The 14,177-nt window shown below is 60.3% G+C and carries 13 protein-coding genes; 11 read left to right on the forward strand and 2 right to left on the reverse strand.

What is annotated here, in order from left to right:
- Position 1 precedes the first annotated feature (1 nt).
- Entirely contained in the window at positions 2-844 is an 843-nt protein-coding gene (locus ACST81_RS05960) for a Ku protein (RefSeq protein WP_438751924.1), read from the reverse strand.
- 25 nt (positions 845-869) lie between these two features.
- Complete coding sequence (locus tag ACST81_RS05965; protein WP_438751925.1) at positions 870-1,160, reverse strand: hypothetical protein; 291 nt, start codon at positions 1,158-1,160, stop codon at positions 870-872.
- A gap of 319 nt (positions 1,161-1,479) precedes the next feature.
- Between ACST81_RS05965 and tolQ the strand changes: the two genes are divergently transcribed.
- The 11 genes from tolQ to ACST81_RS06020 all read left to right on the forward strand — a co-directional run bounded on the left by tolQ (position 1,480) and on the right by ACST81_RS06020 (position 14,142).
- On the forward strand, positions 1,480-2,199 hold the full coding sequence (tolQ, locus tag ACST81_RS05970; protein WP_438751926.1) for a protein TolQ: 720 nt from the start codon (positions 1,480-1,482) through the stop codon (positions 2,197-2,199).
- Between the two features lie 47 nt (positions 2,200-2,246).
- Positions 2,247-2,708: a protein TolR gene (tolR, locus tag ACST81_RS05975; RefSeq protein ID WP_062579556.1), complete on the forward strand. Its 462-nt coding sequence runs from the start codon at positions 2,247-2,249 to the stop codon at positions 2,706-2,708.
- A gap of 10 nt (positions 2,709-2,718) precedes the next feature.
- Complete coding sequence (tolA, locus tag ACST81_RS05980) at positions 2,719-3,792, forward strand: cell envelope integrity protein TolA (RefSeq protein ID WP_438751927.1); 1,074 nt, start codon at positions 2,719-2,721, stop codon at positions 3,790-3,792.
- A gap of 35 nt (positions 3,793-3,827) precedes the next feature.
- Positions 3,828-5,132, forward strand: coding sequence for a Tol-Pal system beta propeller repeat protein TolB (gene tolB / locus ACST81_RS05985; protein ID WP_438751928.1), 1,305 nt, complete (start codon positions 3,828-3,830; stop codon positions 5,130-5,132).
- Between the two features lie 178 nt (positions 5,133-5,310).
- Positions 5,311-5,838 (forward strand): peptidoglycan-associated lipoprotein Pal, encoded by a 528-nt coding sequence (gene pal, locus ACST81_RS05990; protein WP_438751929.1) that lies wholly within the window; start codon positions 5,311-5,313, stop codon positions 5,836-5,838.
- Positions 5,839-6,020: 182 nt separating this feature from the next.
- A complete protein-coding gene (ybgF, locus tag ACST81_RS05995) occupies positions 6,021-7,019 on the forward strand; it encodes a tol-pal system protein YbgF (protein ID WP_438751930.1) in 999 nt (332 codons plus the stop codon).
- Positions 7,009-8,370 (forward strand): tRNA lysidine(34) synthetase TilS, encoded by a 1,362-nt coding sequence (gene tilS / locus ACST81_RS06000; protein WP_438751931.1) that lies wholly within the window; start codon positions 7,009-7,011, stop codon positions 8,368-8,370. The genes ybgF and tilS overlap by 11 nt, the downstream gene beginning before the upstream one ends.
- Positions 8,371-8,465: 95 nt before the next feature.
- Positions 8,466-10,406, forward strand: coding sequence for an ATP-dependent zinc metalloprotease FtsH (ftsH, locus tag ACST81_RS06005; RefSeq protein ID WP_438751932.1), 1,941 nt, complete (start codon positions 8,466-8,468; stop codon positions 10,404-10,406).
- A gap of 327 nt (positions 10,407-10,733) precedes the next feature.
- Positions 10,734-12,086, forward strand: a complete 1,353-nt coding sequence (gene glmM / locus ACST81_RS06010; RefSeq protein WP_438751933.1) for a phosphoglucosamine mutase — start codon at positions 10,734-10,736, stop codon at positions 12,084-12,086.
- Between the two features lie 235 nt (positions 12,087-12,321).
- Positions 12,322-13,140 carry an outer membrane protein gene (locus ACST81_RS06015; protein ID WP_438751934.1) on the forward strand — a complete coding sequence of 273 codons (819 nt, stop codon included), beginning with the start codon at positions 12,322-12,324 and terminating at the stop codon, positions 13,138-13,140.
- Positions 13,141-13,326: 186 nt separating this feature from the next.
- Positions 13,327-14,142: an outer membrane protein gene (locus ACST81_RS06020; RefSeq protein ID WP_438751935.1), complete on the forward strand. Its 816-nt coding sequence runs from the start codon at positions 13,327-13,329 to the stop codon at positions 14,140-14,142.
- The last annotated feature ends 35 nt before the right edge of the window (positions 14,143-14,177 follow it).

Raw genomic sequence — 14,177 nt, forward strand, 5'->3', positions numbered from 1 at the left:
CTCACGCAGACTTTTTCTTCGCGGCCGTTTTCTTCGGCGCGGACGATTTGCTGCTGCTTTCCAAGCTCTTCTTCAAGGCCGACATGAGGTCGACGACATTGTCGCCACGCTTGCCCTTGTCGTCGTCGTCTTCGTCCACTTCGATCTTGGCCTTCTTGCCCTTGAGCTTCCGCTGGACGAGTTCCTTCAATGCGGTGGAGTAGTTGTCCTTGAAGTTTGCGGCATTGAATTTTGAGGTCTTCTTGTCGATCAGGGCGGTCGCCACGTCCAGGAGTTCGTCCTCGGACGTCTTGCCGGACAGTCCGTGGAACATCGGATCCGCCTTGCGCAGTTCATCGGCATAATGCAGCGTTTCGAGGAGCAGGCCGTCGCCGCAGGGCCTGATGGCGGCGATGTATTCGCGGCCGCGCAGGGTCAGTTGACCCAGTCCCACCTTGCCGGCCTTGCGCAGGGCGTCGCGCACGACGCGGTAGGCGTCCTCGGCGAGGTCATCGGCAGGCACGACGTAATAAGGCTTGTCGTAGTAGATCGGCGAAATTTCCGAGGAATCAACGAACTGGACGAGTTCCAGCGTCTTCTTCGTCTCGAGCTTCACCGCGTCGATTTCTTCCGGTTCCAGCAGGACATACTTGCCGCTCTCGTATTCATAGCCCTTGACGATTTCGTCGGTATCGACGGGGCCGACGCCTTCGACCACTTTGTCGTAGTGCACCGGCTTGCCCGAGGGCTCGTGGATTTGGCGGAAGGAAAAGCGGGCGCCGGTCTTGGTGGCGCTGAACACTTCGACGGGAATGGAAACGAGGGAGAGGCGAAGCTGACCTTTCCACATTGCACGCGATACCATGTCTCCACCTTTGATGTTTGGGACGTTAGTGTGAAATCTTTCCGCTATCGCTATCGCTATCGCTATCGCTATCGCGGGCGAGCAGCCGTTCCAGTGCCGCGACGTCCTCGCTGGTGATCACCGGTACGGGATCGGATGCCATCGCCTGCAGGACTTCCGGCGATATGGCGTCGTTCTCGATCGCCCATTCCAACGCTTCCCGAGTTTCCCGCTCGGCGCGCAACTGGGCGTAAAGCGCCAGGATCAGACGGTCGCGATGGTCGAAATGCGGCCGGGATCGATGTTTGGACGAGGGTTTTGGCGTGATCGTGCTCATGGCTGCATAACGTGGCGCCGGGCAGAATGTTCCTTGGCCATCACGCCGGTAAGGCTTCCGAGAGCGGCGTTGCAGTGCAGTAAAGTAACACTCCCTTAACCATAATGATGTCTTAATGCCTCTATTAGGGTTTTGTGCAATGCACGTCATCCTTTCACCAAGATTGAACGCAAGAAGGCAGACAGGAAGCTTAAAGACCGGCATGACGTCGGTTCAACGGCAGCTGCCGGGTCAATCTTGCAACAATGACGTTTGAGCACCCTGGCTGTGAGCATGAGACTGCTCTTGCCGGGCGTTTGGATTCGGGGATTTGAGAACGATGGAACAGGTTGGATTGGCTGCGGCGACGACGGACGTGACGCTGTGGTCGCTATTCATGGAAGCGGGCTTCGTCGTGAAGCTGGTCATGCTGGGACTGATCGGCGCCTCGATCTGGACCTGGGCGATCGTCGTCGACAAGACGCTAAAGTTCGGCAAGGTCCGCCGCCAGCTGGATGCCTTCGAGCAGGTATTCTGGTCCGGCCAGTCGCTGGAAGAGCTCTATCGGACTCTGTCCGACCGGGCGACGTCGGGCATGGGCGCGATCTTCGTCTCGGCGATGCGCGAATGGAAGAAGTCCTTCGAACGCGGCGCCCGTTCGCCGATCGGCCTGCAGATGCGTATCGACCGCGCCATGGACGTGACGCTCGCTCGTGAAGCCGAAGCGCTGGAAGCGCGTCTGGGGTCGCTGGCGACCATCGGTTCCGCAGGCCCGTTCGTCGGCCTGTTCGGTACGGTCGTCGGTATCATGACCTCGTTCCAGGCGATCGCCGGCTCCAAATCGACCAACCTCGCGGTCGTTGCCCCCGGTATCGCCGAGGCGCTTCTCGCCACCGCGATCGGCCTTCTCGCCGCTATCCCGGCGGTTATCGCCTACAACAAGTTCTCCGCCGATGCCGGCAAGCTGACCTCCCGCATGGAAGGTTTCGCCGACGAATTCTCGGCCATTCTTTCGCGCCAGATCGATGAGAAGCTGCAGCCTCGCCAGGCCGCACAATAAGCGCTGCGCGACAAGCGCACGGTCTCGCAGGAACAGGGGTATAGACGATGGGTATGTCAGCAGGTGGAGCCAAGGCCTCGGGTGGCCGGCGTCGCGGTGGCCGTGGCGGTCGCGGCGGCAAGGCCGTGATGAGCGAGATCAACGTCACGCCGTTCGTCGACGTCATGCTCGTTCTTCTGATCATCTTCATGGTCGCGGCCCCGATGATGACGGTCGGCGTGCCGATCGACCTGCCGGAAACACAGGCCAAGGCGCTGAATTCCGAAACGCAGCCGATTACCATTTCCGTCAAGAGCGACGGCCAGGTCTTCCTGCAGGAAACCCCGATTCCTGTCGAGGAAGTCGCCGCCAAGCTCGAGGCCATCGCCACGACCGGTTACAGCGAACGCATTTTCGTGCGCGGTGATGCGACGTCGCCTTACGGCGTGATCGCCGACGTCATGTCGCGTATCCAGGAAGCCGGCTTCAAGAATATCGGCCTCGTGACCCAGCCGAAAAAGGGCCAGTAGAGCGCGTACGATGAAGACCAGTCTCATCACATCGGCTGTTCTGCATGCGCTGGTGCTCACATGGGCGCTGGTGTCGCTCGGCAGCCCGGCTGACTTCCAGGTCGCCGATGTCGAGGCGCTGCCTGTCGATATGGTTCCGATTGAAGAACTGACGCAATTGCAGCAGGGCGACAAGGAAGCGCCCAAGGCCGAGGTTCCGTCGGTCACGCCGACCAAGCGTCCCGACACCGTCGAGAATGCCGAGAACGTTGGCGAAAACAATGTCGATCTGAAGTCGGCCCCGGTACCGGACGCCAAGCCGAGCAACAATGAGTCAGCGGCGGCACCGGAGAAGACCGAGAAGGCCGAACCAACGCCGGATCCGGCCAAGGAAGAAACCAAGGAAGTAACCGAGGAGAAGCCCGCTTCCGAGCCGGCGACCGAGGTTGCCTCGCTTCCCGAACCGAAGCAGGAAGTCAAGCCGGACCCGAAGCCGGAGGAGCAGCCGGCCGAGGAAAAGCCTGCTGAGAATACAGAGGCCGAGGCCTTGCCGGACAAGGTGCCGACGCCGATGGCCAAGCCGAAGGTCGAGCAGAAGGCACAGACGGCCAAGACCCCGGACCGCAAGAACGAAGAGAACAAGAAAGAGAAGAAGAAGGCCTCGTCCGCCAACGAATCCGATTTCAACGCGGATGAGATTGCAGCCCTTCTCAACAAGACCGACCCTTCCAATGGTGGCGCCAAGCGCGGCAAGACGGAAAAGGCGTTCGGCGCCTCCAAGACAACCGGCAACACGCTGTCTCAGAACGAGATGGATGCGTTGCGCGGGCAGATCCAGAAGAACTGGAGCTCCTTTGCTGGCATCGAGGGTCTGGACGGCATGATCCTGACGGTGAGCTTCGAGCTCGACCCGCAGGGCAATATCGTCGGCCAGCCGGAGGTCGAGACCAAGGGCGGCTCGGAAGCGGCGCGCCGGACGATGGCCGGCAGCGTGCGCCGCGCCATCCTCAAGTCGCTGCCGTTCGAGGGCTTGCCCGCTGATAAATACGATTCCTGGAGAGAGATGGTCGTCAATTTCGACCCGAGCTCCATGTCGATCCAATGACAAGCAATGAATGAATGGCTGAAAGGCTTGGATAAATGCTGAAACGCAATCTCTTCCGTTTTTTCGTCGCCCTCGCGGCGGTCGTCACACTGTCGACCTCGCCCGTATTGGCGCGCGTTGAACTCAACATCAACAAGGGCAATGTCGAGCCCATGCCGATCGCTATCAGCGATTTCCTGCAGGGTGAGCTTGGGCAGAAGATCTCCGACGTGGTCGCGGCCGACCTGAAACGTTCCGGTCTGTTCGCGCCGATCGACAAGAACGCCTTCATCGAGAAGATTTCCAACCCGGATGCCGCACCGCGCTTCGAGGACTGGAAGGTCATCAATGCGCAGGCACTGGTCACCGGCCGCGTTACCCAGGAAGGCGATGGCCGCCTGAAGGCTGAATTTCGGCTATGGGATACGTTTGGTGGCTCGCAGATGACCGGCCAGCAGTTCTTCACCCAGCCGGAAAACTGGCGCCGCGTCGCCCATATCATCGCCGATGCGATCTACAAGGAAATTACCGGCGAGGACGGTTATTTCGATACGCGCATCGTCTATGTCGCCGAAAGCGGCCCGAAGACGGCCCGCAAGCGTCAGCTGGCGATCATGGACCAGGACGGCTTCAACGCCCGCGCGGTCACCAATTCCAACGATATCGTGCTGACGCCGCGTTTCTCGCCGAACAAGCAGGAAATCACCTATATGTCCTTCGAGGGCAACGAGCCGCGCGTCTACCTGCTGCAGCTCGAAACCGGACAGCGCGAAGTCGTCGGCAATTTCCCCGGCATGACGTTTTCGCCGCGCTTCTCGCCGGATGGCCAGCGGGTCATCATGAGCCTGCAGCAGGATGGCAATGCCAATATCTACACGATGGACCTGCGTTCGCGCACGACCACACGCCTGACATCAACCGCCGCCATCGACACCTCGCCGTCCTATTCGCCGGACGGTAGCCAGATCGTCTTCGAAAGCGATCGTGGCGGCCGTCAGCAGCTCTATGTCATGAGCGCGGCTGGTGGCGGTCAGAACCGCATTTCCTTCGGCGATGGTTCGTATTCGACCCCGGTCTGGTCGCCGCGCGGAGACCTGATCGCCTTCACCAAGCAGTCTGGCGGCAAGTTCTCGATCGGCGTGATGAAGCCGGATGGTTCGGGCGAGCGCATCCTGACCACGGGCTTCCACAATGAAGGCCCGACCTGGGCACCGAACGGCCGCGTGCTGATGTTCTTCCGTCAAAGCGCCGGCGCCGGCGGCCCGCAGCTCTATTCGATCGACATCACCGGCTATAACGAGCAACTGGTCCAAACCAAGGGTTTCGCTTCCGACCCGGCATGGTCGCCGCTTCTCGAATAGCTTTGTCACAATGCGGCGGGAAATGTGGCGACGCGCCGCTTTCCTGCCGCAAAGTGCTGATTTAGCAGGCCTTAACACGCATTTTGACTTTCTGTTAACCATAGCTGTTGAAAGTGGATTAACCGCTTCCGGTTACAGTTCGGCAACCCTGATTTTACCCTTTCAAGGAGACCGGCCCATGAGCCGCATTCACGCCCAGGCCGAAGGCCGCATGCACACCATCGCTCGCAACCCGGTCATGGTTGCCCTGTTCATGACGCTCGCCATTGCCGGCTGCGCCAACAAGAAGAACAACCTGCCGAACGACGCCGCAGGCCTTGGCCTCAACGCGGCAACCCCGGGCTCGGCTCAGGACTTCACGGTCAATGTCGGCGACCGCATCTTCTTCGACACGGACTCCACGTCGATCCGCGCCGATGCACAGTCGACGCTCGACCGTCAGGCTCAGTGGCTGGCCAAGTATCCGAACTACGCCATCACGGTCGAAGGCCATGCCGACGAACGCGGCACCCGCGAATACAACCTGGCGCTCGGCGCACGCCGCGCTGCCGCGACCCGCGATTATCTCGCTTCGCGCGGCATTCCGGCCGGCAAGATCAAGACGATCTCCTACGGCAAGGAAAAGCCGGTCGCCGTCTGCGACGACATTTCCTGCTGGTCGCAGAACCGCCGCGCCGTGACGGTGCTCGGTGGCGCCGGCATGTAATTGCCGGATAGTCGAAAAAACTTCGAGAGAGGGCGGTCTTCGGGCCGCCTTTCTTTTTTTGTCACACTTTGACCGAACTCCGTTGCTTTTTGGGGCCGATTGGAAAACTGTGCGGCAATCGTCCAGAGCCTGATTTGCACCGGCTTTCGGCGAGAGTGGAATCTTCAAACAGGACACATGACATGAAACATTTTGTCGTGGCGGGGATGATCGGCCTCACTGCCTTCGCCGGCTTCGGGCAGATGGCAACCGCCATGCCGCTTTCCGCGTTATTGAACCGCGTCATTCATGGCGAGACGCAATCGCCGCGCAAGGCGCCGCTGGTCCAGGTCCAGTCGAGCGAGATTGGACGCGTCGGGCAGCTCGAGGAACAGATCCGCCAGCTCAACGGGCGTATCGAGGAAATGAGTTTCCAGCTTCTGCAGATGCAGGAGCAGATTCGCAAATTCCAGGAAGACAACGAATTCCGCTTCCAGGATCTGGAAGGCGGCAAGTCGGGCTCGACCAAGAAGAGTCAGGTGGAAACACCTGCGACAGACGATACGGCATCCGCGACCGCACCGGCCACGGATGACCAAGCAGCGACATCCGATCCCAACGCAGGTTTGGGATCGGATACCACCGCCGGCGCAAGCAACGGCGCGCCGCCTTCGACACTCGGCCAGATCATCTTCGACGATGCGGGCAATCCGGTCGCGGCAAACCAGGACACGTCCAGCCTCGACGCGACGCTTCCCGGCGTCGATTCCGGCATCAACCAGACCCCGGAAACACAACAGCAGTCGGCAGCGATCGATAGCAATCCCGGCGATCTCTACCAGTCCGCCTATGGGCATGTGCTGACAGGTGACTACAGCACGGCCGAAAACGAATTCCGCAACTATCTCGAAGCATTCCCGAAGGGCGACAAGGCCGCGGATGCCAGCTTCTGGATGGGCGAGGCACAATATTCCCAAGGCAAGTTCAACGATTCCGCCAAGACGTTCCTGGATGCGCATCAGGCATACAGCAAGTCGCCGAAGGCGCCCGAAATGCTGCTGAAGCTCGGCATGTCGCTGGCCGCCCTCGACAACAAGGACACCGCCTGCGCCACGCTGCGCGAGGTCAGCAAGCGTTATCCGAAAGCCTCCACCGCCGTGAAGGCGAAGGTGACCAGCGAACAGAGCCGCCTTGCCTGCTGATCATGCCGCGCCTCAGCCCGTTAGCGCGCAGCACCGTGCCGTCGCAACGGCAAAACGCTTTCTTTCCTCTTTCAAGACGCCGGGCCTGATCCTCATCGCCATTTCCGGCGGTAGTGATTCCAAGGGACTGTTGCTGGCCTTGCATGCGGCGATCTCCACGGGCGGCTTTTCGGCCTTCACCCTTGCGGCCTGCACCGTCGATCACGCGCTCAGACTTGAATCCGCTTATGAAGCCCACGCCGTCGCCACCTTCTGTTCAGCGCTCGGAATTACCCATGTCACCCGTCGATGGAATGGCGAGAAGCCGGCAACGGGCATTCAGGCCGCCGCGCGACTGGTCCGTTACGGTCTTCTGGCCGATGTTGCGCAGACGATGGGCGCGCAATGCATCCTCACCGGTCATACGCTGGACGATCAGGCCGAAACGATCGCCATGCGGAAGGCTCGTTCAGAGCCGGATGCGCTTGGGCTGGCGGGCATGGCGGATGGCACGCTGGTCGATCGGCGCATCTGGGTGCTTCGGCCGTTTCTCGGCCTGCGCCGTGGCGAGATCCGTGATTATCTCCTCTCCCTGAACGAAAATTGGTTCGACGATCCCAGCAACGCCAATCGCGGTTTCGAACGCGTCCGGGTCCGGCAGGACATGAGCAAGCATGTTGCGCCAAACCAGTTCACCGCAGCCGCCATGTCGCGTTACAAATCCGCAGAGCAGGTCGCCGCGCTTCTTGCCTGCCATGCCACCGGGTTTAATGGCTTGGCCGTGCGGATCGACCCGGTGTTGGCTGGGACAATCGCCGATCCGGATAGTCAACGCGCGATCCTGGCGCTTGCGGCGGTGATTGGCGGGCGTTCGCATCCAGCCGGCCGCGAGACGGCGGGCCGGATCACTGCGTTTCTCGCCGGCGGGCAGGATGGCCGAATGGCGGCCGGCCGTGTCGTTTTCGATCGCCGTCGCTCAGGTCTCTATCTTTACCGGGAGCGAAGAGGGCTGCCGGACGTAACCATCCCGCCGTCTGGCAAGGCGATCTGGGATCATCGATTTCTGATCTCGAATTCCGGCCCCGAACCATTCACAGTGCGGCCCGGTGCCGATCCTGCCCTTCTCTGCGCGGGACCGATTGCCGCAGGCCTGCCCGAAGCGATCGTCAAGCGCGCAGCGGCGTCCGTCCCGTTCTTTCTCGGCAATGTGCCCCAGGGGATAACGATCGAACCCGCAATCAGCCTGTGCGACACCTTTTTGCCGCGTTTCGACCTGATTATGGCCGACAGGATAGCCGCGCTCTTTGGTCGTGACCGTTTTGTTCCACCTCCGGTTCACGATGTTTTGACGGAAAAGTCAGGTTGGGCTTGAGTTTGCCTTGGCAAGGCAGTCACGCAACCCTATGTTAAGCGCAAGAATGCAGCCACAAATCATTGCGGGTTGCTACAGAGGTTCCGGGGAGTTCGATGAACCCTAATTTTAGAAATTTCGCCCTTTGGGCGATCATTGCCCTGCTGTTGATCGCGCTGTTCAGCATGTTTCAGCAGCCGACGGAGCGCACGGGATCGAAGGATATTCCCTTTTCCCAGTTCTTGAAGGACGTTGACGGCAGCCGGGTCAAGGAAGTGCTCATCACCGGTAACAAGGTGATCGGCTCCTACACGGAAAGCGGCGCGACGTTCCAGACCTATGCGCCGGCGATCGATACGGCGCTGACCGAACGCATGCAGGCCAAGAATGTGACCGTCACGGTTCGCCCCGAGACCGACGGTTCGTCCGGCTTCCTGAGCTATGTCGGTACGCTTCTCCCCATGCTGCTGATCCTCGGCGTCTGGCTGTTCTTCATGCGGCAGATGCAGGGCGGTTCGCGCGGCGCGATGGGGTTCGGCAAGTCCAAGGCGAAGCTTCTGACCGAAGCGCACGGCCGCGTCACGTTCGACGATGTCGCTGGCGTCGACGAAGCCAAGCAAGACCTGGAAGAAATCGTTGAATTCCTGCGCGATCCGCAGAAGTTCCAGCGTCTTGGCGGACGTATTCCGCGCGGCGTCCTGCTCGTCGGCCCTCCCGGCACCGGTAAGACACTGCTCGCACGCTCTGTCGCCGGCGAAGCCAATGTGCCGTTCTTTACCATTTCCGGTTCGGACTTCGTTGAAATGTTCGTCGGTGTCGGTGCATCCCGTGTGCGCGACATGTTCGAACAGGCCAAGAAGAACGCGCCTTGCATCATCTTCATCGATGAAATCGACGCGGTCGGTCGTCATCGTGGCGCCGGCCTTGGCGGCGGTAACGACGAGCGCGAACAGACGCTCAACCAGTTGCTTGTCGAAATGGATGGCTTCGAAGCCAATGAAGGTATCATCCTGATCGCCGCGACCAACCGTCCCGACGTTCTCGACCCGGCGCTTCTGCGTCCAGGCCGCTTCGACCGTCAGGTCGTGGTTCCGAATCCGGATATCAATGGCCGCGAACGCATCCTCAAGGTGCATATCCGCAATGTGCCGCTGGCACCGAATGTCGACCTCAAGGTTCTTGCCCGTGGTACGCCCGGTTTCTCCGGTGCCGACCTGATGAACCTTGTCAACGAAGCCGCCCTGATGGCCGCGCGCCGCAACAAGCGCGTCGTCACCATGCTGGAATTCGAGGACGCCAAGGACAAGATCATGATGGGCGCGGAACGCCGTTCCTCCGCCATGACGGAAGCCGAAAAGAAGCTGACGGCCTATCACGAAGCCGGCCATGCCATCACGGCGCTCAAGGTTCCGGTCGCCGATCCGCTACATAAGGCAACGATCATCCCGCGCGGTCGTGCGCTCGGCATGGTCATGCAGTTGCCGGAAGGTGACCGCTATTCCATGAGCTATAAGTGGATGGTATCGCGCCTCGTCATCATGATGGGCGGCCGTGTCGCGGAAGAGATCACCTTCGGTAAGGAAAACATCACCTCCGGCGCGTCGTCCGATATCGAGCAGGCGACCAAGCTGGCGCGTGCGATGGTTACGCAGTGGGGTTTCTCCGACGTCCTCGGCCATGTTGCCTATGGTGAAAACCAGCAGGAAGTGTTCCTCGGCCATTCGGTCTCGCAGTCCAAGAACGTCTCGGAATCGACGGCGCAGAAGATCGACATGGAAGTGCGCCGCCTGATTGACGAAGCCTATGTGGAAGCAACCCGCATCATCACCGAGATGCACAGCGAGTTCGTCGCTATCGCCGAAGGCCTGCTTGAATACGAGACTCTGACCGGTGACGAGATCAAATCGCTGATCCGCGGCGAAAAACCGGCTCGTGACCTCGGTGACGACTCGACCCCGCATCGTGGTTCCGCTGTTCCGTCGGCCGGCACCAAGAAGGACGGCTCGGTCGGCAAGGGCGATGAAGCCGAAGGCGGGTTCGAGCCGCAGCCGCAATAAGGCCAGCCGCCCAGGCTTGTGTGTGACAATAAACCATCATAGAACCGCCGCGCCGAGAGGTGCGGCGGTTTTTCTTTGCCATTCATAGTACAAATGCGCTTGTTGCCAGTTCCTGCTTGGTAACGTGCTGTAATGAATTCTGATGATAAAACGGGATGCTGTCGCGCCGGTTTTATGGCAAGAGAAGAACCATCGCAGTTTTCTACGCGATCGCAGCCTGATGCAACCTATCGGCATGCGATCCGGAAATGCCGGCATTGCGGGAAGAAGTTCCTGCGTAGCGCGAACGGTTTTGCGCCGGCACCTTTGACCAGAACTGGAGTTTTTATGAAGCGCAAATATTTCGGCACGGATGGCATCCGCGGACAGTCGAACCTCTTCCCGATGACCCCGGACCTCGCCATGCGCGTCGGCATCGCCGTCGGTACGATCTTCCGCAACGGCGCCCACCGTCATCGGGTGGTGATCGGCAAGGATACGCGCCTTTCGGGCTACATGCTGGAAAATGCCTTGGTCGCAGGCTTCACCGCCGCCGGTCTCGACGTCTTCCTGCTCGGCCCGATCCCGACGCCGGGCGTCGCCATGTTGACGCGCTCGTTGCGCGCGGACGTTGGCGTGATGATCTCCGCCTCGCATAACCCTTTCGAGGACAACGGCATCAAGCTGTTCGGACCGGACGGCTACAAACTTTCCGACGAGATCGAAAGCCAGATCGAGGATCTGCTCGACAAGGACATGACGGCGCAACTGGCCAAGTCCCACGAAATCGGCCGGGCCAAGCGCGTCGAAGGTGACATTTATCGTTACGTCGAACACGCCAAGCGCACTTTGCCGCGCGACGTGACCCTGCAGGGTCTGCGGATCGCCATCGATTGCGCCAACGGCGCGGCTTACAAGGTTGCCCCGCTGGCGCTTTGGGAACTCGGCGCCGAAGTCGTCACCATTGGTAACGAGCCGAACGGGATGAACATCAATCTTGAATGCGGCTCCACCCATCCCGAGACACTCGCCCGCAAGGTCCATGAAGTGCGCGCCGACATCGGCATCGCGCTCGATGGTGATGCCGATCGTGTCCTGATCGTCGACGAGAACGGCACGGTCGTCGACGGCGATCAGCTGATGGCGGTGATTGCCGACAGCTGGGCGTCGGACGGCATGCTGCGCGGCGGCGGCATCGTCGCGACCGTCATGTCCAATCTGGGCCTTGAGCGTTACCTCAAGGGTCGCGGGCTCGACCTGCATCGCACCAAGGTCGGCGACCGTTACGTCGTCGAACAGATGCGCAAGGGTGATTTCAATGTCGGCGGTGAGCAGTCCGGTCATATCGTGCTGTCGGATTTCGGCACCACCGGCGACGGCCTTGTCGCAGCCCTGCAGATCCTCGCCTGCGTCAAGCGTCAGGGCAAGACGGTGAGCGAAGTCTGCCACCGCTTCGATCCCGTGCCCCAGGTCCTGAAGAATGTCCGGATCTCGACCGGCGCGCCGCTCGAGGATATCACTGTCCGCCAGGCGATCGCCGATGCGGAGGCTGAGCTTGCCAAGAACGGTCGACTGCTGATCCGTCCTTCCGGCACGGAGCCTTTGATCCGCGTCATGGCGGAAGGTGATGATCGTATCCAGGTCGAGCGGATCGTCGATGAACTGATCGGCGTTATCGGCGGTGTTCGCAACGTCGCCTGATAAACAAAATTTTCCAGACGTTTAAAAGAAAGGCCGGGCATTGCTCGGCCTTTTCATGTGTTGCTGCAGCGAGATTTCACGTTGCTTCAAATGGAAATCGAATCCTTAAGACTTACGGTAAATTTTTGTAGTTAATCAGCCCTTAACCATTCTTGTTTACGCTCGGCTTCAACGTCAGATTTTGGTCACCATTCGAGCGGCTGGCCAAGCAACACGAAGTATTGGAGTTGGGGCCATGAAGACTATATTGATTGGCGTTGTTGCGACTATTCTAGGCAGCACCGCAACTTTTGCAGCGGATTTGTATGAGCCGCCGATCGAACAGCCGATCGCCGAGCCGGTCATCGCGGAAGCCAGCGGATGGTACTTGCGCGGTGACGTCGGTTATGCCTTCACCAATCTGCGCGGCGCGCACTTCTATCAGGGCCCGGGCCGCTACGTCCGTGACTTCGACGATGCCGATCTCGACGATACCTGGACGATCGGCGTCGGTGTCGGTTACCAGATCAACAACTATCTGCGCACCGACGTAACGCTCGACTATCTCGGCAATGCCGACTTCGAAGGCTCGACGACCGGTGGCTGCGGCGTCGCTGTCGCTTGTACCTCACGCGATGTTTCCGCGCTGGCGGCATGGAGCCTGATGGCCAACGCCTATGTCGATATCGGCACCTATGGTTCTTTCACGCCTTATGTCGGTGCCGGTATCGGTGGCACGCAGGTTCGTTGGGACACGCTGAAGAACACGAGCTGCGAAACGGGCAATTCGTCGAATTGCGATCCGTCCTTCGATCATGATGGCCGCAGCAAGTGGCGCTTCACTTACGGCCTGATGGCCGGTACCGCAATCGACCTGACCTGCAACCTGAAGGCAGATGTCGGTTACCGCTTCCGTCACGTTCTCGGCGGCGACATGTTCGGTTACCGTGCCAACAGCGGCCCGGGTTCGGACGAAGGCATCTACGTTCACGAAGCCCGCGCCGGCCTGCGCTATTCCTTCGGCGGCTGCGAGCAAGCCTACATTCCGCCGGTCGAGCCGGCCATCTACAAATAAGCGTTAGGCAGCATCCTCTCCAAGGGGCCGTCCGGTTATCCGGGCGGCCTTTTTGCGTCCCCTATCCCTTTGGTTAAGAGGCATGGTTAACTGCCGGTTAACCTGTCGCTGCAATAGTTAACGCAGTAAACACGGGCGATGCAGGGTGATTCCCGCCGCCGTGACTTGATTTCCAAGGGTGACGGGATGAACTGGCGGCACATATTCCTGAATGCATCGGCGCTTGCGCTGCTGTTTGCCGGGGGTCCGGCAATGGCGGCCGATGATCAACTGCTTGATGCACCGGAGGTCACCATCTCCGCTGCAACGACCGGCGCCAGCGGCTTTTATCTTCGCGGTGATCTGGGATATGCTGGCTGGACGGGCGAGGGTACGCCTTCGCTGCGCGCCTTCGATACCATTGCTGGAACCTCCGATACTGCATCCTTCGACGACACCCGCTTCGGCAAGCCGTTCTCGGGGTCGCTTGGCGTCGGTTATCAGTTCAACGACATGGTCCGTGCCGACCTGACGGGCGAATACTTCGGTGGCGACTACGATGCATCGGGGCAGGCGGATTTTGCCTGCGCTGGAGAAGCGATCGGGACGAACTGCTCCGGTGATGCGCGCGCCGACTACAGGGCCATCGGCCTGATGGCGAATGCTTATGTCGATATTGGTACGGTCGCCGGTTTCACGCCTTATCTCGGCGCCGGCCTCGGCGTCACGCGGCTGGACTGGAGCGACGTGTCTCTGACGACCGAATGCGTGCCGGGTGCCGTCGCCTGCTCCGGGGCTGCGGCCGCGACGCAGTCGCTGAATGGAGACAGCAGCTGGCGCTTTACCTACGCGCTGATGGCCGGCGTGTCCTACGATGTGACCCAACGTCTGAAATTCGATCTCAACTATCGCTATTCGCAGATCGACGACGGTGACATGTTCGGCGGCACGGATATCGAAGGTTTCGACGACGGTCTGTCGCGTCATGAAATCCGCGCCGGCCTGCGATTGTCGCTCTGGTAGGTGGGCACATTGTCGTTACCGCCAAAAATCTTGTC

The sequence above is a fragment of the Pararhizobium sp. O133 genome (genome assembly GCF_051669845.1).
Classification (GTDB): Bacteria; Pseudomonadota; Alphaproteobacteria; order Rhizobiales; family Rhizobiaceae; genus Pararhizobium.